The sequence below is a fragment of the Flagellimonas beolgyonensis genome (assembly GCF_003992615.1).
GTDB lineage: Bacteria > Bacteroidota > Bacteroidia > Flavobacteriales > Flavobacteriaceae > Flagellimonas > Flagellimonas beolgyonensis.
Window position 1 is genome coordinate 2,501 of sequence record NZ_RZMY01000002.1, and the last position, 23,713, is coordinate 26,213.

20 protein-coding genes, 3 tRNA genes and 2 rRNA genes (1 of these 25 only partly in view) are annotated in these 23,713 nt (G+C 45.0%); 11 read left to right on the forward strand and 14 right to left on the reverse strand.

The window, feature by feature from the left end:
* From EO131_RS00530 to EO131_RS00545, 4 genes are all read right to left on the reverse strand, one after another.
* A 23S ribosomal RNA gene (locus EO131_RS00530) occupies positions 1-552 on the reverse strand; it reaches 2,266 nt to the left of the window's first position.
* Positions 553-718: 166 nt separating this feature from the next.
* Positions 719-795 (reverse strand) — tRNA-Ala (locus EO131_RS00535).
* A gap of 175 nt (positions 796-970) precedes the next feature.
* Positions 971-1,044: transfer RNA gene (locus EO131_RS00540), tRNA-Ile, on the reverse strand.
* 110 nt (positions 1,045-1,154) lie between these two features.
* Positions 1,155-2,680, reverse strand: a 16S ribosomal RNA gene (locus EO131_RS00545).
* The 16S and 23S rRNA genes sit together here with 2 tRNA genes alongside, the layout of an rRNA operon.
* A 421-nt stretch (positions 2,681-3,101) precedes the next feature.
* On the opposite strand from EO131_RS00545, the gene thrS reads away from it, so the two are divergent.
* The 4 genes from thrS (at position 3,102) to rplT (ending at position 6,317) form a co-directional block, all read left to right on the forward strand.
* Positions 3,102-5,042, forward strand: coding sequence for a threonine--tRNA ligase (gene thrS, locus EO131_RS00550; RefSeq protein WP_127018408.1), 1,941 nt, complete (start codon positions 3,102-3,104; stop codon positions 5,040-5,042).
* 36 nt (positions 5,043-5,078) lie between these two features.
* A complete protein-coding gene (gene infC / locus EO131_RS00555; RefSeq protein WP_206512834.1) occupies positions 5,079-5,630 on the forward strand; it encodes a translation initiation factor IF-3 in 552 nt (183 codons plus the stop codon).
* 54 nt (positions 5,631-5,684) lie between these two features.
* The gene (gene rpmI / locus EO131_RS00560) at positions 5,685-5,882 is read left to right on the forward strand and encodes a 50S ribosomal protein L35 (RefSeq protein WP_072879913.1); all 198 of its coding nucleotides are present in this window, start codon (positions 5,685-5,687) and stop codon (positions 5,880-5,882) included.
* 90 nt (positions 5,883-5,972) lie between these two features.
* Entirely contained in the window at positions 5,973-6,317 is a 345-nt protein-coding gene (rplT, locus tag EO131_RS00565) for a 50S ribosomal protein L20 (protein ID WP_127018410.1), read from the forward strand.
* Positions 6,318-6,443: 126 nt separating this feature from the next.
* On the opposite strand, the gene EO131_RS00570 is transcribed toward rplT, so the two are convergent.
* Positions 6,444-6,866: a secondary thiamine-phosphate synthase enzyme YjbQ gene (locus tag EO131_RS00570; RefSeq protein WP_127018411.1), complete on the reverse strand. Its 423-nt coding sequence runs from the start codon at positions 6,864-6,866 to the stop codon at positions 6,444-6,446.
* 100 nt (positions 6,867-6,966) lie between these two features.
* Between EO131_RS00570 and EO131_RS00575 the strand changes: the two genes are divergently transcribed.
* Positions 6,967-7,758: an HAD family hydrolase gene (locus EO131_RS00575; RefSeq protein WP_127018412.1), complete on the forward strand. Its 792-nt coding sequence runs from the start codon at positions 6,967-6,969 to the stop codon at positions 7,756-7,758.
* Here the strand turns inward: EO131_RS00575 and EO131_RS00580 are convergent.
* The 5 genes from EO131_RS00580 to tgt form a co-directional block, all read right to left on the reverse strand.
* Positions 7,755-9,059 (reverse strand): asparagine synthetase B, encoded by a 1,305-nt coding sequence (locus EO131_RS00580; protein ID WP_417935564.1) that lies wholly within the window; start codon positions 9,057-9,059, stop codon positions 7,755-7,757. The two genes, EO131_RS00575 and EO131_RS00580, sit on opposite strands and share 4 nt — an antisense overlap.
* On the reverse strand, positions 9,043-10,587 hold the full coding sequence (dnaB, locus tag EO131_RS00585) for a replicative DNA helicase (RefSeq protein ID WP_127018413.1): 1,545 nt from the start codon (positions 10,585-10,587) through the stop codon (positions 9,043-9,045). The genes EO131_RS00580 and dnaB overlap by 17 nt, the downstream gene beginning before the upstream one ends.
* Before the next feature lie 167 nt (positions 10,588-10,754).
* Positions 10,755-11,708 (reverse strand): acetyl-CoA carboxylase carboxyltransferase subunit alpha, encoded by a 954-nt coding sequence (locus EO131_RS00590; protein ID WP_127018414.1) that lies wholly within the window; start codon positions 11,706-11,708, stop codon positions 10,755-10,757.
* A gap of 111 nt (positions 11,709-11,819) precedes the next feature.
* Positions 11,820-12,902, reverse strand: coding sequence for an LptF/LptG family permease (locus EO131_RS00595; RefSeq protein WP_127018415.1), 1,083 nt, complete (start codon positions 12,900-12,902; stop codon positions 11,820-11,822).
* Positions 12,902-14,032 carry a tRNA guanosine(34) transglycosylase Tgt gene (gene tgt / locus EO131_RS00600; protein ID WP_127018416.1) on the reverse strand — a complete coding sequence of 377 codons (1,131 nt, stop codon included), beginning with the start codon at positions 14,030-14,032 and terminating at the stop codon, positions 12,902-12,904. The genes EO131_RS00595 and tgt overlap by 1 nt, the downstream gene beginning before the upstream one ends.
* Before the next feature lie 153 nt (positions 14,033-14,185).
* Between tgt and EO131_RS00605 the strand changes: the two genes are divergently transcribed.
* Genes EO131_RS00605 through EO131_RS00615 form a run of 3 tightly spaced genes read left to right on the forward strand, consistent with a single transcriptional unit; the run spans position 14,186 to position 16,665 of the window.
* Positions 14,186-15,031, forward strand: a complete 846-nt coding sequence (locus EO131_RS00605) for a transketolase (protein WP_127018417.1) — start codon at positions 14,186-14,188, stop codon at positions 15,029-15,031.
* Positions 15,032-15,047: 16 nt separating this feature from the next.
* Positions 15,048-16,001, forward strand: a complete 954-nt coding sequence (locus EO131_RS00610) for a transketolase family protein (protein WP_127018418.1) — start codon at positions 15,048-15,050, stop codon at positions 15,999-16,001.
* A gap of 52 nt (positions 16,002-16,053) precedes the next feature.
* The gene (locus tag EO131_RS00615) at positions 16,054-16,665 is read left to right on the forward strand and encodes an outer membrane beta-barrel protein (protein WP_127018419.1); all 612 of its coding nucleotides are present in this window, start codon (positions 16,054-16,056) and stop codon (positions 16,663-16,665) included.
* Between the two features lie 57 nt (positions 16,666-16,722).
* On the opposite strand, the gene EO131_RS00620 is transcribed toward EO131_RS00615, so the two are convergent.
* Entirely contained in the window at positions 16,723-17,673 is a 951-nt protein-coding gene (locus tag EO131_RS00620; RefSeq protein ID WP_127018420.1) for an FKBP-type peptidyl-prolyl cis-trans isomerase, read from the reverse strand.
* 78 nt (positions 17,674-17,751) lie between these two features.
* Between EO131_RS00620 and EO131_RS00625 the strand changes: the two genes are divergently transcribed.
* Positions 17,752-18,123, forward strand: coding sequence for an RNA-binding S4 domain-containing protein (locus EO131_RS00625; RefSeq protein ID WP_127018421.1), 372 nt, complete (start codon positions 17,752-17,754; stop codon positions 18,121-18,123).
* A gap of 34 nt (positions 18,124-18,157) precedes the next feature.
* Positions 18,158-18,658, forward strand: a complete 501-nt coding sequence (locus EO131_RS00630; RefSeq protein WP_127018422.1) for a phosphoribosyltransferase domain-containing protein — start codon at positions 18,158-18,160, stop codon at positions 18,656-18,658.
* Here the strand turns inward: EO131_RS00630 and EO131_RS00635 are convergent.
* Complete coding sequence (locus tag EO131_RS00635) at positions 18,647-19,162, reverse strand: shikimate kinase (RefSeq protein WP_127018423.1); 516 nt, start codon at positions 19,160-19,162, stop codon at positions 18,647-18,649. The two genes, EO131_RS00630 and EO131_RS00635, sit on opposite strands and share 12 nt — an antisense overlap.
* 119 nt (positions 19,163-19,281) lie before the next feature.
* Here EO131_RS00635 and EO131_RS00640 point away from each other — a divergent pair.
* A tRNA-Lys gene (locus EO131_RS00640) sits at positions 19,282-19,354 on the forward strand.
* Between the two features lie 415 nt (positions 19,355-19,769).
* On the opposite strand, the gene EO131_RS00645 is transcribed toward EO131_RS00640, so the two are convergent.
* On the reverse strand, positions 19,770-21,401 hold the full coding sequence (locus tag EO131_RS00645) for a sulfatase family protein (RefSeq protein ID WP_127018424.1): 1,632 nt from the start codon (positions 21,399-21,401) through the stop codon (positions 19,770-19,772).
* A 29-nt stretch (positions 21,402-21,430) separates the two neighbouring features.
* Positions 21,431-23,698 carry a beta-glucosidase BglX gene (gene bglX, locus EO131_RS00650; RefSeq protein WP_127018425.1) on the reverse strand — a complete coding sequence of 756 codons (2,268 nt, stop codon included), beginning with the start codon at positions 23,696-23,698 and terminating at the stop codon, positions 21,431-21,433.
* Positions 23,699-23,713: the final 15 nt, after the last annotated feature.

The following is a 23,713-nucleotide window of genomic DNA, read 5'->3' on the forward strand; positions in this document are numbered from 1 at the left end:
TAGGCGTATGGTTTCAGGGTCTCTTTCACTCCCTTGTTCAGGGTTCTTTTCACCTTTCCCTCACGGTACTGGTTCACTATCGGTCTCTCAGGAGTATTTAGCCTTGGCGGATGGTCCCGCCGGATTCACACAGGGTTTCACGTGCCCCGCGCTACTCAGGATACCACTATCTTTAACGCTCCTTGCCTGTACCGGGCTGTCACCGTCTACGGCCCCTCTTTCCAAAGGGTTCCAGTTCGTCGCGCAAAGAATATCGCGGTCCTACAACCCCAACATTGCCGGAACAACATTGGTTTGGGCTAATCCGATTTCGCTCGCCACTACTCTCGGAATCACTTTTGTTTTCTCTTCCTCCGCCTACTTAGATGTTTCAGTTCAGCGGGTTCGCCCACCTTGCGGTGTGACTGGCCTTCAACCAGCCGGGTTGCCCCATTCGGACACCCACGGATCAATGCTCATGTGCAGCTCCCCGTGGATTTTCGCAGCTTATCGCGTCCTTCGTCGCCTCTGAGAGCCCAGGCATCCCCCATACGCCCTTCTTTTGCTTGTCGCACCTGTACCTAAGTACAAATGCCCTCTCGTAATCCTTATATATTCTATTCTACTTCGTGTTTCTTCTTTTGACTTCGCCATGATGGTAAAACCATCACGCTCCGTCCCAATATGTCAATGAACTTTCTGGCACACCGCCACACCGATCGGTGGACGGCACTTGCCGTGGTGGAGAATAAGGGAGTCGAACCCTTGACCTCCTGCGTGCAAGGCAGGCGCTCTAGCCAGCTGAGCTAATTCCCCAGTCTAGTTGATTGTTGTTCGTTGTTCGTTGATCGTAATCTCCATCAACCATCAACCAAGAACCAACAACTGGTGTCTCAACTTCCAGAATTTCCTATTCAATACTTTTTTAAAGAACTTTTATAAACCTTGAACCCAAAACTCAAAACTTATAACCGCGGCTTCGCCGCTTCCGTAGTCTCAGGCAGACTCGAACTGCCGACCTCTACATTATCAGTGTAGCGCTCTAACCAGCTGAGCTATGAGACTGTCTTGGCCTTTTCTTGCCAGTATATCAACAAACATATCATAAACGACAGCACAAAGATAAAAGGACCACCTCGTGCGGGACCCCCGTCTCCGGGCGTCTCTTTCTCTAGAAAGGAGGTGTTCCAGCCGCACCTTCCGGTACGGCTACCTTGTTACGACTTAGCCCTAGTTACCGATTTTGCCCTAGGCCGCTCCTCGCGGTGACGGACTTCAGGCACTCCCGGCTTCCATGGCTTGACGGGCGGTGTGTACAAGGCCCGGGAACGTATTCACCGGATCATGGCTGATATCCGATTACTAGCGATTCCAGCTTCACGGGGTCGAGTTGCAGACCCCGATCCGAACTGTGACCGGTTTTGTAGATCCGCGCCCCCTTGCGGGGTGGCTTCCCTCTGTACCGGCCATTGTAGCACGTGTGTGGCCCAGGACGTAAGGGCCGTGATGATTTGACGTCGTCCCCACCTTCCTCACGGTTTGCACCGGCAGTCCCGTTAGAGTCCCCATCTTTACATGCTGGCAACTAACGGCAGGGGTTGCGCTCGTTATAGGACTTAACCTGACACCTCACGGCACGAGCTGACGACAACCATGCAGCACCTTGCAGGCAGTCCGAAGAAAGGGATGTCTCCACCCCATGCAGCCTGCATTTAAGCCCTGGTAAGGTTCCTCGCGTATCATCGAATTAAACCACATGCTCCACCGCTTGTGCGGGCCCCCGTCAATTCCTTTGAGTTTCATTCTTGCGAACGTACTCCCCAGGTGGGATACTTATCACTTTCGCTTGGCCACGGAGACCGAGGTCCCCACAGCTAGTATCCATCGTTTACGGCGTGGACTACCGGGGTATCTAATCCCGTTCGCTACCCACGCTTTCGTCCATCAGCGTCAGTACATGGTTGGTCACCTGCCTTCGCGATCGGTGTTCTATGTGATATCTATGCATTTCACCGCTACACCACATGTTCCGGCAACCCCACCATGACTCAAGACCTGCAGTATCAAAGGCAATTTTATGGTTGAGCCACAAACTTTCACCCCTGACTTACAGGCCCGCCTACGGACCCTTTAAACCCAATGATTCCGGATAACGCTCGGACCCTCCGTATTACCGCGGCTGCTGGCACGGAGTTAGCCGGTCCTTATTCTTACGGTACAGTCAGCCGCCTACACGTAGGCGGGTTTCTTCCCGTATAAAAGCAGTTTACAACCCATAGGGCCGTCATCCTGCACGCGGCATGGCTGGATCAGTCTTCCGACCATTGTCCAATATTCCTCACTGCTGCCTCCCGTAGGAGTCTGGTCCGTGTCTCAGTACCAGTGTGGGGGATCCCCCTCTCAGGGCCCCTAACCATCGTTGCCTTGGTAAGCCGTTACCTTACCAACTAGCTAATGGTACGCATGGCCATCCCTGTCCGATAAATCTTTAACCGCAATATCATGCGATATCGCGGTACCATGGGGCATTAATCCAAGTTTCCCTGGGCTATTCCCCTGACAGGGGCAGGTTCCATACGCGTTCCGCACCCGTGCGCCGGTCGCCGGCGGATAAGCAAGCTTATCCCCGCTGCCCCTCGACTTGCATGTGTTAGGCCTGCCGCTAGCGTTCATCCTGAGCCAGGATCAAACTCTTCATTGTATTTCCTTGAATGTCTGTCCGACACCCGGAAAACCGAAGTCCCCGCATCAAAATGGTTCTTATTCTCTTTACGCTGTCGTTACAATATGTATATGAACTTCTTCTTCAATTTTTCCGAAAAAAAATTGGCCAAATGACCAAATCCCCTCTCGAAAACAACCCAGCCTCATCAGCTAAGCGGGTGCAAATATAGAAAGGTTTAAATGACACCACAAAATAATTTCAAGTTTTTTTTAAAAATATTTACACCTCACTGAAAACCAGCCTATTAAAATACAAAAAAATCCTTTTTCCACCAAAAAATCCCAAATAAATTTTATAACCTTCTGATTGCCCACAACTTACCAAATGAATGGCATCCCTATTGTAAGCATCAACTCAAGATAGTATCTTTGCGCACCATGTATAATAAAGGATATAAATGATTGATATTACATTGCCCGATGGCGCGGTAAAGAAAGTTCCCGAAGGAACCACTCCAATGGATATTGCCAAAAGCATTAGTGAAGGTTTGGCCAGAAATATCATTTCCGCCAAATTCAACGATACCACTGTTGAAACTGTGACACCTCTTACCGAGAACGGGTCGCTCACCTTATATACATGGAACGATCCCGAAGGCAAGAAAGCATTTTGGCACTCCAGCTCGCACGTTGTGGCCCAGGCTTTGGAGGAATTGTACCCTGGTATTAAGTTGACCATTGGCCCGGCCATTGAAAATGGTTTCTATTATGATGTGGATTTCGGTGACCGATCCATTTCGGAAAAAGATTTTCCGGCCATTGAACAAAAGGCATTGGAAATTGCACGTGGCAAACATGACTATAAAATGCGCAGTGTTTCCAAGGCGGATGCCCTTTCCTATTATAAGAAACAGGATAACCCCTACAAAGTAGAGCTTATCGAAAATCTGGAAGATGGAACAATAACCTTCTGCGACCATAGCACGTTTACCGATCTATGTCGGGGCGGGCACATTCCCAATACCGGAATCATCAAGGCCATTAAAATATTGAGTGTGGCCGGTGCCTATTGGCGAGGGGATGAAAAAAACAAGCAATTGACCCGGGTCTATGGTATATCCTTCCCAAAACAAAAGGATCTGACCGAGTACCTGGAACTTTTGGAAGAAGCCAAAAAACGGGATCATAGAAAATTGGGCAAAGAACTGGAACTGTTCACTTTTTCACAAAAGGTGGGTCAAGGTCTTCCCTTATGGCTACCTAAAGGTGCTGCGCTACGGGAACGTTTGGAACAATTCCTTAAAAAAGCCCAAAAGAAAGCCGGTTACGAAATGGTGGTAACCCCACATATTGGGCAGAAGGAACTTTATGTAACTTCTGGGCACTATGCCAAATACGGAGAGGACAGCTTTCAACCCATACACACCCCAAAAGAGGATGAGGAATTCTTGTTGAAACCCATGAACTGTCCGCACCACTGTGAAATCTATAACAGTCATCCGTTCAGTTACAAAGACTTGCCCAAACGATATGCCGAGTTTGGTACCGTATACCGATATGAACAGAGCGGTGAATTGCATGGTCTAACCCGTGTACGTGGATTTACACAGGATGATGCCCATATTTTCTGCACCAATGAGCAATTGAGCGATGAGTTCAAAAACGTAATTGACCTTACCTTATATGTATTGAACTCTTTGGGATTCGATAATTTTACCGCCCAAGTATCTGTGCGAGACCTAGATCAGCCCGAAAAATATATCGGTAACGCCGAAGATTGGGAAAAAGCCGAGCAGGCCATCATCGATGCTGCTGAAGAAAAAGGACTGAACTATGTGGTGGAAAGTGGTGAAGCTGCCTTTTATGGACCAAAATTGGATTTCATGGTGAAGGACGCCCTCGGACGCAACTGGCAATTGGGTACCATTCAGGTGGACTACAACCTTCCGAAACGATTTGACCTTACCTATAAAGGTAGCGACAATGAGCTTCACAGGCCGGTAATGATACACCGCGCGCCCTTCGGAAGTATGGAGCGCTTTGTGGCATTGCTACTGGAACATACAGGTGGTAACTTCCCTCTTTGGCTGATTCCGACCCAAGCTATTGTTCTGCCGGTCAGTGAGAAACATGAAAAATATGCCGAAAAAGTTTTGAATTCATTGGAAAATGACGAAATTCGCGCGCTCATTGATAAGCGGAATGAAACGGTAGGGAAGAAAATCCGTGAGGCTGAAATGCAAAAAATCCCCTTTATGATCATTGTTGGGGAACAAGAGGAAGCTTCAGGGACCATTTCTGTTAGAAGACATGGCGGAGAGGATTTGGGAAGTTTAACGACCAACGCATTTTCCGACTTGGTAACTACTGAAATAAATAGTACCTTAAAGTCGTTCTAAAAAATTAAGTTTAATTAAAAAGTTTAAGTCATAGCAATACGTAGAAGATTTAAGTCCCAACCTAGGAGGGAAAACAAGAACCCTCACAATATCAATGAAAATATCAAGGCCCGTGAGGTGAGGCTCGTAGGCGACAATGTGGAAATGGGTGTTTATCCCATTTCAAAAGCGAGGGAATTGGCCAACGAACTGGAGTTGGATTTGGTGGAAATATCACCAAACGCAGAACCACCGGTTTGTAAGATCATCGACTATAAGAAATTCCTTTACGAGCAAAAGAAAAGGGACAAGGCCTTAAAGGCCAAGGCAACCAAAGTAATAATCAAGGAAATTCGTTTTGGTCCACAGACCGATGACCACGATTATGATTTCAAGAAGCGACATGCAGAAAAATTCTTGAAAGACGGTGCCAAATTGAAAGCATATGTATTCTTTAAAGGACGATCGATCGTCTATAAAGATCAAGGTGAAATATTGTTGCTCCGATTGGCCCAGGATTTGGAAGAACTTGGAAAAGTGGAGCAAATGCCCAAATTGGAAGGTAAACGGATGACCATGTTCATCGCACCGAAGACAAACAAAAAATAAAAAATACTGGACCTTTGTCCAGCATAACAATAAGCGGAGTTAAAAACTAGGAAAATGCCTAAGATGAAAACAAAATCCAGTGCCAAAAAGCGTTTCAAGCTTACCGGTTCTGGTAAAATCAAAAGAAAGCACGCTTTTAAGAGTCATATCTTGACCAAAAAGTCTAAAAAGCGTAAGCTTAAGTTGACTCATTCCACATTGGTACACCCATCGGATGAGAACAGCGTTTTGGAACAATTACGTTTAAAATAATCGTTCCAACGGTACATTAATTATTAACCCTGGAGTTGGGCCATCAAAGTTCCCTTAATTGGGACGCCTGCTACAAAAAAATGAAACATTATGCCAAGATCAGTAAATTCAGTTGCTTCACGCGCTAGGAGAAAAAAAGTGATGAAGCAAGCCAAAGGTTACTTCGGAAGACGTAAGAACGTTTGGACAGTAGCCAAAAATGCGGTAGAAAAAGCAATGCTTTATGCTTACCGCGACAGAAGAAACAAAAAGCGTACTTTCCGTTCCCTATGGATCACCCGTATCAACGCCGGTGCCAGATTGCACGGAATGTCTTACTCCCAATTCATGGGGAAAGTGAAATCCAACGGAATCGAACTTAACAGAAAAGTTCTTGCGGATTTGGCCATGAACCATCCAGATGCCTTCAAGGCCATCGTTGAGAGAGTAAAGTAAAAAATCAATATAAACTTACCCCGCTTATTAAGATCCCGCCCTGTGCGGGATTTTTTATTTTATGTTTATTGGTTCTCGACTGCCTGTCCGTCCGTCAGGCGGGCGCTCAAACTGATAACCATACCACTACTGCCCATAAGCTGTAATCACCAATTTTCTTCCAGAAGCATGATTCCGGTGTTCACACAGGTAAATCCCCTGCCATATACCCATGTTCAATCTGCCATTGGTAATTGGCACCTGCACCGAAGCTCCCATCAATGAAGCTTTGATATGGGCCGGCATATCGTCCGGACCCTCATAATTGTGCACATAATAGGGAGCATTCTCAGGAACCATTTTGTTCATATGACTCTCAAAGTCCAAGCGGACCGTGGGATCGGCATTCTCATTGATGGTTAAGCTGGCCGATGTATGCTTGATGAATACGTGCAACATACCCGTCTTCATTTGGGCCAATTCTGGAATGGCTTCCAAAATGGTATCCGTGATCAAGTGAAAACCTCGCCGATAGGAAGGCAATTGTAGTTCCTTTTGATAAAATTCCATAATCCTTGGTGTGCTTCAGCTCCTAATTTAATATAAAGTTTACCAAACCCAGCACCAACTTTGCAACGAAGGCAATACCTTTGCAGCTTAATTTTTCCGTATGGACTTTTCTAAAATAAAAATGGTGGTTTCGGACATGGATGGCACTTTGCTGAATTCCAACCATGAAGTGAGCTCCCGTTTTTTTGAACTTTTCGAAGCCCTCAAAAAAAAGAACATTGCCTTTGTTGCTGCCAGTGGAAGGCAATACCACAGTATGGTGGATAAATTGGATTCCATCAAGGACGACATCATTGTCATTGCTGAAAATGGGGCCTTGGTAAAACATAGGGAAGAGGTCTTATTGACCACCCCTATAACCAAAGCGGAGGTCAACAAGGTATTGTCCACAGTACAAAATATAGAAAATGCACATCCCGTGCTCTGTTGCGGGAATACTGCCTTTGTCTCCGGTCAGTCCGAAGCGTTCATCTCCCTGTTGCAAGAGTATTATTCCGAATTTGAAATTGTACAGGACCAAAAATTGGTGGATGAGCAGGTGCTCAAAATTGCCATCTATCATTTTGAAAGCTCCGAACGGTTCATATATCCTTCCGTAAAACACCTTGAAGGGGACATGAAAGTAAAAGTATCGGGGGCCAACTGGGTTGACGTATCCGACATCAATGCCCACAAGGGACATGCCCTTAAAAAAGTGATGGAACGATTTCAGGTTCAATCGGACGAAATCATGGTCTTTGGGGATTACAACAACGATCTGGAAATGTTGGAACTTTCCGAGTATAGCTTTGCGATGGCCAATGCACATCCAAATGTGTTGCAAGTCGCCAAGTACAAAACCTCAAGTAACAATGATTTTGGGGTGGAAAAAGTTTTGGAAAAACTGGTCTAGGTCTTTTGCTTCTTTTTTCTCGCTGCTGGGAACAATACATTGTTCAAGATCAGGCGGTATCCCGGTGATGTGGGGTGCAGGTCCAGTTCAGTTTTTGGGTCTCCTACCCTATGCTGGTAATCTTCCGGGTCGTGACCACCATAAAAGGTAAAGAAACCCTTCCCTTTTATTCCATGGATGTAGCGTGCCTCACCATTGATCTTGTTTTCTCCCAATATCATAACAGTAGGTTTGACCTCTTTTCGGGTAAATGCCGTGGTCTGCCCCATAAAACCCTTTACCAAGCTGGTATGGTTCTGTGTGAGCATGGTGGGCACCGGGTCCCATTTGGCCGAGAACTCCATCAACGAAAAATAATCGGATTCCTTGGGCACATTGCCTCTTTTGTTGGTCATGTCGATGGATGAAAATTCATAGCGCAACGGATTTCGTTCCAAAATAAAATTGGTAAAGGCAAACGTATTGCCATAATTCAATTTCGATTGGTAGTTGGCATCGGAAGGGTCTCCATCGAACATGGGTTCGCAGATGTCCACATTTTCCGCAGCAAGGGCAATATCAAAACTATCGGTTGCGGAACACATAGCGAACATAAATCCGCCCCCGATCACATAGTTCCTAATTTTTAAAGCAACGGCCAATTTTTCGTCAGAGACTTTGGAATAACCCAATTTTTGGGCCAATGCTTCGGCTTCGGCTTTGGATTCTATGTACCAAGGCGCAGCACGGTAATGTCCATAAAATCGACCATATTGACCCGTAAAATCCTCGTGGTGCAAGTGCAACCAATCGTACAAGGCCAGCTTGTCCCCCAAGACCTCTTCGTCATAAATGGTGGTATAGGGAATTTCGGCATAGGTCAACACCATGGTCACGGCATCGTCCCAAGGTTGGTTTTCCTTTGGGGAATACACCGCAATTTTTGGGGCCTTTTCCAATATTACCGCATCTTGGTTCTGTGAAGGGCTACTGATACCATCCAAAATCTCTTCGGCTTGGGCATCGGTCAAAACTTCAAAAGAGACCCCGCGAATTTGGCATTCCTTTCGAATGATCTCCCCATCAGGCAACAAAAAAGAGCCACCGCGGTAATTTAAAAGCCACTGAACCTTTTGTTGTTTGGTAAGCACCCAATAGGTAATACCGTATGCCTTTAAATGGTTTTCCTGACCATCGGCATCCATAGGAATTAGAATGACGGAGGCAAAGGATTGAATCGAAAAGAGAAAGATGATAAAAAAGAGACCTCTCGACTGCGCTCGAGGTGACAAAAATGAAAGTATTTTAGAAGGGCACGTCATTATCTGGGTCATCGTCACTGTTCATTGCGCTGCCAAAAGCTTCATCCGCACTTGGGAATTTTGGCGTTGCAAAGGGATTTTCTTCATCCGCATTCATCTTCGATTGGAATTCGAATGGGGAATCAAAGTCATCCAAGTTATCAAATTTACCCAGAGCACCCACAAATTTTAACCTAATATTATCCAAACCACCGTTACGGTGCTTGGCCACGATAAACTCGGCCTGACCCTGGGTCGGGGTGCGCTCCTCATCGTCCCATTCGTCAATTTTATAGTATTCCGGCCTGTAGATAAAGGAAACGATATCCGCATCCTGCTCAATGGCCCCGGATTCCCTGAGGTCGGAAAGTATGGGGCGCTTGCTGCCTCCACGGGTTTCAACGGCCCTGGACAACTGTGAAAGTGCGATTACGGGTACATCCAATTCCTTGGCCAATGCCTTCAAGTTTCGTGAGATGGTGGATATTTCTTGCTCCCGGTTTCCGCCTTTTTGGCTTCCACCAGCCGTCATTAACTGCAAGTAATCGATAATGATCAAACGAATCTTGTGTTGTGACGCCAATCGCCTTGCCTTCGCACGAAGGTCAAAAATGGACAGGGATGGGGTATCATCAATGAACAAGGGTGCTTTCTCCAAAGCTTTCACCTTTACGTTCAACTGTTCCCATTCGTGTTTTTCCAATTTGCCGGTACGCAATTTTTCCGAAGACAGCCCTGTTTCGGAGGATATGAGTCGGGTAATCAACTGGACGGAAGACATCTCCAAGGAAAAGAAAGCAACGGGAATATCGGAGTTCACCGCTATATTCCTCGCCATGGACAGGGTCAATGCTGTTTTACCCATACCCGGTCTTGCAGCCACAATAATAAGATCACTGGGTTGCCAACCGGAGGTCAATCGGTCCAACTTGTCAAAACCGGAAGGTATTCCACTCAAACCTTCCTTATTGGAAATTTCCTCAATTTTCTTTTTGGCCTGGATCACCAAGTTCTGGGCAGTTTCTGCAGAACGTTTCAAGTTCCCCTGAGTGACTTCATACAACTTGGCTTCGGCATTGTCCAACAAATCAAAAACGTCGGTGGAATCACTGTATGCTTCCTCTATTATTTCGCTAGAAATCTTAATCAGACTTCGCTGGATGTATTTTTGAAGAATGATCCTGGCGTGGAACTCAATGTGTGCCGAAGAGGCTACTTTTTGGGTCAGTTTTATGAGGTAAAAGTCCCCTCCGACCGCTTCCAGTCTGCCTTCCTTCTTTAATTGGGCCGAAACAGTTAATAAATCCACCGGCTCGGAGGATTCGAACAATTTAAAGATGGCTTCGTAAATATATTTGTGTGCATCCTTATAGAAAACATCAGGATGTAGGATATCTATTACTTCATCCACCCCTTTTTTGTCAATCATCATGGCGCCCAGCACAACTTCCTCTAAATCAACAGCTTGAGGAGGTATTTTACCTTTCTCAAGATTGATTAGGGTGGATTTGTCCACTCTATGACCGACTATGGGGCTAGGTTTATCCATAAGTGCGAAAGTAGCTAATTAACTTTTAGTTAACTTTAGATTTAAGGGATGTGATGTTCACAGGTACTCAACATTTTAATTGTTGATAACTTAAAATACCTGTTGATAACATAAAAAAATTACGGGATATAACCTAATGAAATCGGTTAACCTCTTAAAAACAAGAATTATTCGTCAAAAACCCCCATGTTGGAATATTTATCCATGCGAGATTTTACCAATTCTTTTGGTGATAACTTTTTAAGTTCCTCGTAATGGGATGAAATTTTGTTTTTGACGATTTCAAAAGTCTTTTCCCTGTTGGCATGTGCTCCACCCAAGGGCTCCTTTACGATCTCATCGACCAATTTCTGCTTCTTCATATCGGCAGCGGTCAATTTAAGGGCCTCAGCGGCTTGTTCTTTATACTCCCAGCTTCTCCATAAAATGGAAGAGCAGGATTCTGGCGAGATTACAGAGTACCATGTATTTTCCAACATCAATACCTTATCGCCAACACCAATGCCCAAAGCACCACCGGAAGCTCCTTCCCCAATGATCACTACAATGATCGGCACTTTAAGTCGTGTCATTTCCAATATGTTTCGTGCAATGGCCTCACCTTGTCCTCGCTCCTCAGCCTCAATGCCAGGATATGCACCGGGGGTGTCGATGAAACTAACCACGGGAATACCGAACTTTTCAGCCGATTTCATCAATCGCAGCGCCTTGCGATACCCCTCAGGGTTGGCCATTCCAAAATTTCTATACTGGCGTGTTTTGGTATTGTATCCTTTTTGTTGACCGATGAACATGTAGCTCTGATCACCGATCTTGCCAAGTCCACCGATCATGGCCTTGTCATCCTTTACATTCCGATCACCGTGCAGTTCCAAAAAAGTATCCCCACAAATGGCCTTAATGTAGTCCATGGTGTATGGACGATTGGGATGCCTTGATAATTGCACCCGTTGCCACGCGGTCAAATTTTTATAGATATCCTTTCGGGTCTCTTCAAGTTTCCTTTCTATCTGTGTGCAGGTCTCACTTACATCTACATCACTTTCTTCCCCAATGATCATACATTTTTGAAGTTGTTCTTCAAGTTCTTTGATGGGGAGTTCAAATTCTAGATATTCCATGGGAAGTCGTAATTTTCAACTAATCAGTGGGGACAAATATATAACATTCTCCCATACCTAAAATAATACCCGAAGGGGTTTAATTTCAACAAAATGGGCAATTCGAATGCTCTAGCGTTTGGCTTTCATTAGCATGTAAACGGCGAATGCACCAAAAAGAAGATTGGGGATGAGCACGGCCAGCAAGGGTGAAAATCCGGATTGTTCCGCCAAGGTACCAAAGACCTTATCAAAGAAAATGTATACAAAGGCCACCCCAATACCAAAGGCCAAATTAAGTCCCATGCCCCCTCTTCGTTTAACGGAGGACACCGCCACAGCGATAACCGTAAGAATAAAGGCTGCAATGGGTAAAGCCCAACGTTTGTACTTTACCAACACGTAGGCATTGATGTTAGACGCGCCTTTGCGCCGTTGGTCTTCGATAAAATCGTTCAGTTCGAAAAGGTTTTTGGTCTCCGCAACATAGGAAACGGGAGTAAGGTCATCCAATTTGAAGGAAAAAATTGTGTCCAACCGTCTTTTGGCGTTGATGTATTCCGTTTCGCCTCTCACAATACGCTTTTCGTAATTGGTCAAACGATAGGTACTGTCCTTGTCCACCCATCGGATGTTGCTGGCAGATATTTTGTAATCCAATTTGCCGATGGAGTCAAAGTGCTCATACGTGAAATTATAGCCCAATTTCCGATTAGGGTCAAAACTGCTCACATAGATATAATCGGTTTCATTGAGCTGGTTGAAGATGTTTTCGGTTTCCCGGTCCTTCCTTCCCTTTTTGAAATACTTGTACTCAAATTCGTTGAAACCAATGCTGGCATGGGGCACTATGAACATCCCCATCATAAAAATTAAAATTGCCACTAAGGTGGCACCTATAAAATACGGTCGTAGAAATCGCCAATAGGAAACCCCGGAACTCAAAATGGCCACAATCTCAGTATTACTCGCGAGTTTGGAGGTAAAGAAAATAATGGACAGAAACAGGAATATAGGCAACAATAGGTTCCCGATCACCAAGGTGAAATTTCCATAAAAAACAATGACTTCGGATAGGGGTGCCTCATTATCGATGATCTTCCCAATCTTTTCGGCCAAATTGGCCATGATACCAATGGGAACAAACAGGAGCAACATCCCCATAAAGGTGACCAAATAACGCTTTAATATGTACCGGTCAAGGATGGTGAGCATTACAATCGTTTATCCATTTGTTGAACCATCTTGGTTTTCCATTCCTGAAAATCCCCTGCTAAAATACGTTCTCTGGCAGTACGTACCAACCAAAGGTAAAATCCTAAGTTGTGGATGGTAGCAATTTGCTTGCCCAAATACTCGTTGGCGGCGAACAAGTGTCTTAAATACGCCTTGGAATATTCAGTGTCCACAAACGTAATTCCCATTTCATCGATGGGCGAAAAATCGTTCTCCCATTTTTTGTTCTTGATGTTGATGGTCCCATGGGCCGTGAACAACATTCCGTTGCGGGCATTCCGTGTGGGCATCACACAATCGAACATATCCACACCCAAGGCAATGTTCTCCAATATATTGATGGGCGTTCCAACTCCCATTAAATAGCGCGGCTTATCTTCTGGCAAAATATCGCAAACCAATTCTGCCATTTCATACATTTCCGGTGCAGGCTCCCCAACAGACAATCCGCCAATTGCATTCCCCTCTGCCCCTACCGATGCAATATATTCGGCTGATTGCTTGCGAAGATCTTTGTACGTGGAACCCTGTACAATCGGGAAAAAACTTTGGGAATACCCATATTTAAAAGGCAACTTTTCTAAATGGCTGATGCACCGGTCCAACCAACGATGGGTCAAATGCATGGAACGTTTGGCGTAATTGTAATCGCAGGGATACGGTGTGCATTCATCAAACGCCATGATGATATCCGCTCCGATGGTACGTTGGATCTCCATCACATTTTCAGGAGTGAACACGTGGTGCGAACCATCGATATGCGATTTGAACTTTACCCCTTCTTCCTTAATCTTTCGGTTACTGGACAGGGAATATACCTGATATCCCCCACTATCGGTCAAAATGTTGCGATCCCAGTTCATGAACTTGTGTAGGCCGCCCGCTTCTTCCAAAATACCGGTGCCAGGCCGTAGGTACAGGTGATAGGTATTGCCCAAAACAATATCGGGGTTTATATCATCCCTCAATTCACGTTGGTGTACCCCTTTTACGGATGCCACTGTGCCCACAGGCATAAAAATCGGTGTTTCAATGGTACCATGATCGGTGGTGATCGAACCTGCCCTTGCTTTGCTCTTACTATCCTTCTGTACTAAGGTAAATTCCAATGGTCGCTTTTAAAAGCGCAAATATAGCGATCTCATTTTCGCCAACCCTTAACAAAAAAATAAAGTTTGTAAAGTTCTCTGTCGATAAATAATACAAATACACTTGCTTAGCCGACCGAATGCCGTTACTTTTGAAACAATAAAAATCTAACAATGCCGAACACTCAAGAATTACAGGATTTGGTCTATCAGGTGAGAAGGGACATCCTGCGGATGGTCCATAAGGTAAATTCCGGTCACCCCGGTGGATCGTTGGGCTGTACCGAATTTATGGTTGCCCTATACAATGAAATTATGGAATTGAAGGAAGGTTTTGATATGGATGGAATCGGGGAAGATGTTTTCTTCCTATCCAACGGTCATATCTCCCCTGTCTTCTACAGCGTTTTGGCGCGTAGGGGTTATTTCCCGCTTGAAGAGCTCAATACCTTCAGGCTTATCAATTCCAGATTGCAGGGTCACCCGACCACGCACGAAGGATTACCTGGTGTTCGAATTGCTTCCGGTTCTTTGGGACAAGGCATGTCCGTGGCCATTGGTGCGGCATTGGCCAAAAAATTGAACAACGATGATCATTTGGTGTTCAGTTTGCACGGTGATGGGGAACTTCAGGAAGGACAAAACTGGGAGGCTATCATGTTTGCGGCAGGTAACAAAGTGGATAATCTAATCGCCACAGTGGACCGAAATGGCCAACAAATCGATGGTCCGACCGAAAAAGTATTGCCTTTGGGCGATGTTGCTGAAAAATTCAGGGTATTTGGCTGGGATGTGCTGGAAGTTGAACACGGCAATGACCTGGAACGGGTGATTGCCGGATTGAAAGAAGCCAAAAGCAGAACCGGAAATGGAAAACCCGTTTGCATGGTCATGGATACCGAAATGGGCAATGGTGTGGACTTTATGATGCACACCCATGCTTGGCACGGCAAAGCGCCCAGCGATGAGCAATTGGCCACGGCCTTGGCACAAAACCCAGAAACATTAGGCGATTATTAATCCAGAAACCAAGACGATGACAAAATATACAGACCAAGGAAAACAGGACACACGCAGCGGTTACGGTGCAGGAATGACCGAACTCGGAAGGACCAATCCCAATGTAGTGGCCCTTTGTGCCGACCTCGTGGGCTCCCTAAAAATTGAAACCTTTATTGAAGAGAACCCGGAACGGTTCTTTCAGGTGGGGATTGCCGAGGCCAACATGATGGGGATTGCAGCCGGTTTGACCATCGGGGGCAAGATTCCTTTTGCGTCCTCCTTTGCGAATTTCGCCACAGGACGTGTCTACGATCAAATTCGCCAATCCATAGCCTATTCCGACAAGAATGTGAAAATATGTGCTTCCCACGCCGGACTTACCCTTGGGGAAGATGGTGCCACCCATCAAATTTTGGAGGATATCGGTTTGATGAAAATGTTACCTGGAATGACCGTGATCAATCCATGTGATTTTAACCAGACCAAAGCGGCCACCATCGCCATTGCGGTGCACCATGGACCCGTATACCTTCGTTTTGGAAGACCCAAAGTGGCCAACTTTACCCCTGTGGACCAAAAATTTGAGATTGGGAAAGCATTAATGCTCAGTGAAGGTACCGATGTGACCATTATTGCCACCGGCCATTTGGTCTGGGAATCCCTGATGGCTGCCGAGGCATTGGAAAACCAAGGTATTTCTGCCGAAGTGATCAACATGCACACCATTAAACCATTGGATGACAAAGCCATTTTGGATTCCGTGAAGAAAACAGGTTGCGTGGTAACTGCAGAGGAACACAACTATTTGGGCGGATTGGGTGAGAGTGTTGCCCGGGTTTTGGCCACCCACCATCCCACCCCACAAGAATTTATCGCTACCCAAGATACGTTTGGTGAAAGTGGTACCCCTGAGCAATTGATGGAGAAGTACGGTTTGAACAATAAAGCCATAGAAGCAGCCGTTTTAAGAGTGTTGAAGCGGAAATAGTTTCCGGTATCCTTTTTGTGGATATACTTCAACCTTTTAAAAATGAACATTTATGAGAAAAACGCTTCTAGTAGCAGTTTTTGCCCTAATCGGAGCAACTGCATGGGCCCAAAGTGGGTCAGGATTTGGTGTTAAGGCCGGTTTATCTTACAACAAAAACGGTGATTTGATCAGTTCCGTCGGCGATGGTGGACAGGACATCATTGAAGGTGCCGAGGGAAAGGCAGGTTTCCATTTTGGTTTTTGGGGAAAATTGGACTTTCCAAAAATTTATCTACGACCCGAATTGGTGTATTCCAAGACCAAAAGTTCCTACGATGTGGATGGAGAATCCCAAGATTATGACATCTCCAAATTGGACTTGCCCGTTCTATTGGGCTACAAGTTGATCGGTCCCCTTCATGTTTTTGCAGGACCAGCATTCCAATACACCCTTAAAAATGATTTGGGAGACCTACAAGTGGAAGACGTGAAAAACGACTTTACCGTTGGCCTAAATGCCGGGGTTGGAGTTAACTTGGGCAAAATCGGATTGGATTTACGCTACGAGCGAGGCTTTTCCGAAAACGAGGCCGAATTTATCGACAACAATATTACCACGGTTTCCGGAAGGGTAGATTCCAGACCTTCACAGGTTATTTTTGCCCTGTCTTTGAAATTGTAGTTGAGTATTTATATAAAACAAAAAGCCCGATCCATGGATCGGGCTTTTTTTATTTCATTAGTTGGTATCTGGATCCAAATAATCGGGAACCCCATCTCCATCTGTATCAGGATATGGGAAAATAATGTTGCCATTATCATCCGTTATTTCATTTCTTGTGGAAACGCCGTCCCCATCATCATCGGCATCCCTAAAGTTGGCAAAAAAGGTAAAAGATTCCGAATCTGAATCAGTATTGTCATCAAACAAATACCCGTTACCGTTCAAATCTTCTTTTATGGAGGGTATACCATCATTATCATTATCTGTATCCTCTATAAAAAGCCCAACTTCCACCTTAAAGAGCAATGGTGCATATAATGGAATTATGTTGGTTGGGGGATTGTTAAAATAGGCAAGTCCTGACGGCATAATTATAATGCCTTGACCACTGTTCGTAATATCATAGGTTCCATCGGGGTTGTCCACTATTTGATCGGCAGTCCCCGATTTTAATTGTGCTATGCCATTGGAATACCCCAGAGCAGTAAAAGGCAATTCCTGCCAAGTAAAATCCTTACTTTCATCGAACAAAGTACCATCCAACAACGAGCCTTGGTACCGTACCAAAACCGAATCGGCAACGGTAGGCCCTTTGTCACCGGTACCTTGCTTTACATCTATATAATACAACGTGTGGGGAATATCGGTTTCCTCCGCATCCAAACCCAAATAACTGGAGGAAACTTTGATGGTAATCGGAACCGCAAAATCCAACATTGGGGTTTTGTCGGCATTATCCCCAGCAATGGTTCCGATAACGATCTCGTGTGAAACATTGGGCTCGTTCTGGAAATCCTCGTAATTGAAAAAATGGGTGCTCAAGAATTCCCTAATGGCTGCATCGTCTTCCGGGGCTACATCGCTCAATAAACTTGGTGGCACCTCTATAACATCGTTATCGTCGTCCCTCTTACAGGAAAAAAGAAGCACTGCCATTACCAAAGAAACAATAATCCTATATCTCATCCATTGTATCATTTAGCTGCGCAAGATACAATTTTCAGTTATTTTTGTTGAGTCCATTAACAAAGATTTGCAAAGACCATGCGGATAGACAAGTACCTTTGGTGTACCCGATATTACAAGACCCGAAACTTGGCGTCCACTGCCGTTAAAAAAGGACAGGTAAAGGTTAACGGCGCTACCGTGAAACCTTCCCGGGAGGTGTACCCCATGGACAAGATCGTTGTGCGAAAGGACCAAATCGATTATCAGCTCACCGTTTTGGATATTCCCGAGAGCCGTGTTGGCGCCAAACTGGTGGATATTTACAGAAAGGACACCACGCCCAAGGAAGCCTTTGAGCACAATGAGCTGCTTACCTTTGCAAAGACACACTACCGTAAAAAGGGTCTGGGACGACCGACCAAAAAAGACCGAAGGGACATTGACGATTATTTGGACGAATCTGAATGATCTGTTTTTTATCTTTGGAACAATTATATAGCGCATGAACAATCGTATCCTTACCCATGAACAAATAGAGCACATTGCTAAACGGATAGCCTATCAGATCTACGAGACCAATGTAGACGAAAAGGAAATTGTTATTGCAGGCATCAATGGGGGCGGTTTACAATTTGCAAAGAAAATTGCCACCATATTGGGTAAGATAACCGATGCCAACATTGTGCTGTGCAAAGTGGACATGGATAAGTCAAACCCACTAAAGAGCGGTGTTCAGACATCCATCTCCGAAGCGGAATACAAAAATAAATCCATTGTGCTGGTAGATGATGTACTAAATTCTGGCACTACATTGATTTATGGCACCCACCACTTCCTAAAAACGCCTATCAAACAATTAAAAACGGCCGTCTTGGTCAACCGAAACCATAAAAAATATCCCATCAAGGCCGATTTCAAGGGGATTTCCCTTTCCACCTCCTTGAATGAGCACATCAAAGTGGTTTTTGAAGGAAAGAACAACGCCGTTTATTTAGAGGAGTAGGTGTTTTTTAATATCCGCGACCACTTCGGCAGGGGTTCCCTTTCCGTTCAATACATGCTGTGCCTGGGCGTAAAATGGAATTCGTTCAAAAAGATGTTTCCCTACAAATTCGGGTAAATCTTCATCGGCAATGGCCTGCACCAAGGGTCGGTTGGCCTTTCCTTTGGCTATCCGATCCACTAAATCGGGGATAGACATTTGAAGGTAAACGGAATGGTCTGCCTGTTCCAAAATGGTTTGCATATTGTTTCCATAGCAGGGCGTTCCACCACCTGTGGACAGCACAATGGATTCGTTTTCCGACAACACTTTTTGCAACATTTGATGCTCTAATTTTCGAAAATAGATCTCGCCCCTTTCAGAAAAAATGGTTTGAATGGATTTTTTTTCCTGTTCCTCGATAAAGTCATCCAAATCGATGAACGGAATTTCTAAATCACTGGCCAACAGTCGTCCAACTGTCGACTTCCCACTAGCCATATAACCCATCAATACAATTTTCATAAGTGCGTTTTTCCTTCGTTTTCAAAAAAACACAAATTTATCATTAATTCACCTTGGAAAATAGATTATTGATATTATATTTGCACCCGCTTAGCAAAACAGCTTGGCACTGAAATCTTGACCTGGTAGCTCAGTTGGTAGAGCATCTCCCTTTTAAGGAGAGGGTCCTGGGTTCGAGCCCCAGCCAGGTCACTTTTTAAGAAACCATAAGATATCAAAATCCTGTAAATCAATAAGTTTACAGGATTTTTCTTTTTAGGCCCATTATGAATTTGATATAATTATGGTTTAAAAAGTTCCTAAAGCCTCAACATTCGTCTTTTTTCGAAATTTGTCCCCAAAAGTCACTACCGAATATCCATTGCCAACAATTCCATGATGAGACATTTCCAACGTTTCAGGAAACAGAATATGTATAGAATAGTTGCGAACCATGCGTAAAAAAATCAAACCCAAACATCAATAAAGACTTAGAGAAATTAAGTATCTGTTCTTCACGGAAAAAGACCTTCTGGCCGGTAAAAATGACCAATTATATTAAGAAATATGAATTTACTATACCTCGTATCCTTAATATGGTCTTATGGAGATTGTTTCGATTTCTTCACTAATCTATTGGTGTTCCCCTTAACTTTTTAAAACCTTCGTATGCTTGGTCAACTTTCTCCTTGGGAGTTGTTTTAAACTCTTTTCCGGTTACATTATATACCTCCTGCAAGCTATCCAATTTTCGATGCATCAAGTTTACGATATGCTTATATTCATCGTCATTGATGGCGTTGTGCAACTCTTTGGGATCGTTTTGAAGATCGTAGAATTCCCAAGTATCAATATCATCATAAAAATGGATGAGCTTGTACCTTTTGGTGCGTACACCGTATTGCCGTTTTACCATATGAAAAGCTGGATAATCATAGTAATGATAATAAACGGCATCCTTAAAATCATTTGTTTTCCCCTCCAAGACCTCCAAAAACGAAGTACCCTGCATTTCATTGGCATATTGCTTGCCACCCGCCAAATCCAAAAAGGTTGGGGCGAAATCCAAGTTCTGTACCATCGCATCGATGGTGGTCCCTGGTTTGATTACACCAGGCAATTGCATTAACAATGGCATTTTCATGGACTCTTCGTACATAAATCGCTTGTCGAACCATCCATGTTCCCCCAAATAAAACCCTTGATCGGAGGTATAGACTACCAAGGTGTTTTTGTCCAAACCGGTTTCTTCCAAATAATCCAAAATTTTTCCAACGCCTTCATCCACTGCCTTTACCGTTGCCAAATATTCATGCAAGTAACGTTGGCCCTTCCATTCGGCCAATTCCCTGCCATGTAGATTGGCTTCATAAAATGCATTGTTTTTGGCCAAATAAGCTTGGTCCCAGATATTTCGCTGTTCTGGGGTCATTCGTTCAAAATCGGTGGTCCATGGATTGTGGGCCAGCTCCGTGCTTCCATAACCATCGCTCATTTTAAGATCGTGGCCCTCAAACATGTCTTTGTAAATGGTCTGTTGCTGTTCTGCAGCGGCCTGTTGGTTTTCAAATTCGGGAAAATAAGTATCTGGTAAAGGAAAAGTAATCGAATCATACACATTCAAATGGCGTAAGGCAGGCATCCAATTCCGATGGGGAGCTTTATGGTGGACCATCAAATAAAAAGGCTCCTTGGAGCCTTGCCGCTGTTTTAACCACGCCAAACCCTTTTCAGTGATCAAATCTGTGGCATAGCCGTCTACAACCGTGGTATCCTCACCAGAAATGAACTCAGGATTGTAATAATTACCCTGATCGTTCAAAATGTCCCAATAATCGAAGCCCGTAGGTGGACCGTGCAAATGCCATTTGCCGATGATTGCCGTTTGGTACCCTAGCTTTTTCAAATATTTGGGCAAGGTGGGCTGGTTGCCATCGAACTGTTCCCCATTCATGCGAAATCCGTTGATGTGGCTATGTTTACCCGTTAAAATCACTGCTCTACTAGGCCCGCAGATGGAATTTGTACAGAAATTATTCTGAAAAATGGTGCCGTTTTTGGCAATTCGGTCAATATTGGGAGTTGGTGCCAATTTTCCCAGTTCGTGTCCATAAGCACTAATGGCCTGAAAGGCATGATCATCGGACATTATGAACAGAATGTTAGGTGGGTTTTGGTTGACTGCTGCTTGCTGCTTTTGCTGTTGTTTACAGGAAATCATAACCGCGCACAGTAGCAACAATATGAATCTCAATTGCATAGTAATTTGGTTTTCAGATTAGATCCTTACTATTTTAAAACAAAGGATTTTGAAAGTTGGGCATCGGAGTTGGTCCCAACAAACACTTCAAAATCACCGGGTTCGGCCACATACTCCAATTGGCCGTTATAAAATTTCAGGTCATTTGGTGACAGTGTGATGGTCACTTCCTTGCGCTCACCTTTTTTCAAGAATACTTTCTCAAATCCTTTCAACTCCCTTTTGGGCGGGGTTATGCTCCGTACCACATCCCTAAGGTACAATTGCACTACTTCCTCTCCATCGAAATTTCCGGTATTGGTAACGGTAACGGTTACCGAGATTGATTCATCCTGTCCAATGGTTTCTTTGTCCAATTTTAAATCGGAATATTCAAAAGTGGTATAGCTCAACCCATACCCAAATGGAAACAAAGGTGAATTGGGGGCATCCAAATAGTTAGATCTGAATTTCTGAAACTCCCCACTTTCCGGTGCCGGTCTTCCTGTATTCTTGGCACTGTAATAAATTGGTATCTGTCCCACGTTTCTAGGCCATGTGGCCGTTAATTTTCCCGATGGGTTGTAATCTCCAAAAACAACATCGGCAATAGCGTTGCCCGCTTCCACACCTGGGTGCCAAACTTGTAAAATGGCTACGGGCAGCTCATATTCATCGGGAATGGTCAAGGGTCTACCACTCATCAAAACCAAGGCCACGGGTTTTCCAGTTGCCACTAAGGCACGAATCAATATTTTTTGGCTCTCCGGAATGGAAATATCGGTGCGGCTTGCGGCTTCCCCGCTCATTTCGGTGGCTTCACCAACCACTGCGATCACCACGTCGGAATTTAAGGCCAATTGTACGGCTTCATCTACCAAAACTTCGGGTGCCCGTTCATCTATTTCAATTCGGGGACCAAAGACATTCACATGCTCGGCAAAAATGGGGTCGTCAGCAATATTGGCGCCCTTGGCAAAACCGATAGTGGCATTTGGAGCCACATTCCTGAATCCTTCCAAAACGGTCACGGCCAGATGGGTATCCCCAGTGGGTGCCCAGGTACCCAACATATTGTTCCGACTGTCTGCAAGGGGTCCTATCAATGCAATTTTTTGATTCTTTTTAACAGGCAGTATCTGCCCGTGGTTCTTGAGCAAAACAAAGGAATGGGCCGCCAACTTCCTGGCCAATGCCCTGTTCTCGACTGTTAAAATATCTTTTATTGGCCTTTTGCTGTCCAGATAGCGATAGGGATCATCAAAAAGACCTGAATTATACTTGGCTTCCAAAATTCTTCTACAGGCGTTGGTAATGGCTTCCTCGGTCACTTTTCCGTCTTCCACCGATTTTTTCAGGGTGGTCAAAAAACCTTCCCCGACCATATCCATATCCAGCCCGGCATTCAATGAAAGTGCGGATACAGCTTGAAGATCTCCCAGTCCGTGAGCTATCATTTCGTTAACGGATGTATAGTCGGATACCACGAAACCTTCAAAACCCCAACGATCACGCAGCAAATCGGTAAGCAACCATTTGTTGCCAGAGGCTGGAATACCATCCACATCGTTGAAGGAACTCATTACACTGGCAACACCAGCATCCACGGCCGCTTTATACGGTGGTAGGTACTGGTTGAACATTTTGATTTTGCCCATGTCCACCGAATGGTAATCCCGACCTGCCTCCGATGCGCCGTAGAGCGCAAAATGCTTAACACAGGCCAACATGGTATGTGCAGCGGCCAAGTCGTTTCCTTGGTAACCTTCCACCATGGCAGTAGCAATTCTGGAACCAAGGTATGGGTCTTCCCCAGCTCCCTCGGCCATTCGGCCCCATCTGGGGTCTCGTGCAATGTCGACCATGGGTGAGAAATTCCAGTTGATTCCATCTGCGGTGGCCTCCCTTGCGGCCATTTGGGCCGCTTGTTTCATCAGGTCCAAATCCCAACTTGCCGACAATCCCAAAGGGATTGGATAGGTGGTCTTATAACCATGGATCACATCGGAGCCGAACAACAACGGAATCCCCAAACGGCTTTCTTTAACGGCCAATTCTTGGGCTACCCGTACTTTTTCCGGTCCGGCAACCCCAAAAAGTCCACCCACCTGTCCGGCCTTGATCTTCGCTTCCACGTTCTTGCTCACCACCTCTCCTGTGGCAACTCCGCCACCGGGTGTCAATAAGTTCAATTGGCCTATTTTTTCCTCCAAGGTCATTTTTTGCAAAAGGGCCTCCACCTCCGGAATTCGGTTTTGGGCATTGAGCGTAAAAGCAAGGCATACCCCAAAAAGTATGCAGCATTTTTTGATAGTCATGATTTGGTTGTTTTG

Excerpts from the sequence above, each read along its gene's own strand:
- thrS (WP_127018408.1), top strand. The coding sequence starts at position 3,102 with ATGATTGATATTACATTGCCCGATGGCGCGGTAAAGAAAGTTCCCGAA.
- EO131_RS00620 (WP_127018420.1), bottom strand. The coding sequence starts at position 17,673 with ATGAGATATAGGATTATTGTTTCTTTGGTAATGGCAGTGCTTCTTTTT.
- EO131_RS00625 (WP_127018421.1), top strand. The coding sequence starts at position 17,752 with ATGCGGATAGACAAGTACCTTTGGTGTACCCGATATTACAAGACCCGA.
- rpmI (WP_072879913.1), top strand. The coding sequence starts at position 5,685 with ATGCCTAAGATGAAAACAAAATCCAGTGCCAAAAAGCGTTTCAAGCTT.
- EO131_RS00635 (WP_127018423.1), bottom strand. The coding sequence starts at position 19,162 with ATGAAAATTGTATTGATGGGTTATATGGCTAGTGGGAAGTCGACAGTT.
- EO131_RS00590 (WP_127018414.1), bottom strand. The coding sequence starts at position 11,708 with ATGGAATATCTAGAATTTGAACTCCCCATCAAAGAACTTGAAGAACAA.
- dnaB (WP_127018413.1), bottom strand. The coding sequence starts at position 10,587 with ATGGATAAACCTAGCCCCATAGTCGGTCATAGAGTGGACAAATCCACC.
- EO131_RS00645 (WP_127018424.1), bottom strand. The coding sequence starts at position 21,401 with ATGCAATTGAGATTCATATTGTTGCTACTGTGCGCGGTTATGATTTCC.
- EO131_RS00595 (WP_127018415.1), bottom strand. The coding sequence starts at position 12,902 with ATGCTCACCATCCTTGACCGGTACATATTAAAGCGTTATTTGGTCACC.
- bglX (WP_127018425.1), bottom strand. The coding sequence starts at position 23,698 with ATGACTATCAAAAAATGCTGCATACTTTTTGGGGTATGCCTTGCTTTT.
- EO131_RS00605 (WP_127018417.1), top strand. The coding sequence starts at position 14,186 with ATGCCGAACACTCAAGAATTACAGGATTTGGTCTATCAGGTGAGAAGG.
- EO131_RS00580 (WP_417935564.1), bottom strand. The coding sequence starts at position 9,059 with ATGACGTGCCCTTCTAAAATACTTTCATTTTTGTCACCTCGAGCGCAG.
- EO131_RS00615 (WP_127018419.1), top strand. The coding sequence starts at position 16,054 with ATGAGAAAAACGCTTCTAGTAGCAGTTTTTGCCCTAATCGGAGCAACT.
- EO131_RS00610 (WP_127018418.1), top strand. The coding sequence starts at position 15,048 with ATGACAAAATATACAGACCAAGGAAAACAGGACACACGCAGCGGTTAC.
- EO131_RS00570 (WP_127018411.1), bottom strand. The coding sequence starts at position 6,866 with ATGGAATTTTATCAAAAGGAACTACAATTGCCTTCCTATCGGCGAGGT.
- rplT (WP_127018410.1), top strand. The coding sequence starts at position 5,973 with ATGCCAAGATCAGTAAATTCAGTTGCTTCACGCGCTAGGAGAAAAAAA.
- EO131_RS00575 (WP_127018412.1), top strand. The coding sequence starts at position 6,967 with ATGGACTTTTCTAAAATAAAAATGGTGGTTTCGGACATGGATGGCACT.
- EO131_RS00630 (WP_127018422.1), top strand. The coding sequence starts at position 18,158 with ATGAACAATCGTATCCTTACCCATGAACAAATAGAGCACATTGCTAAA.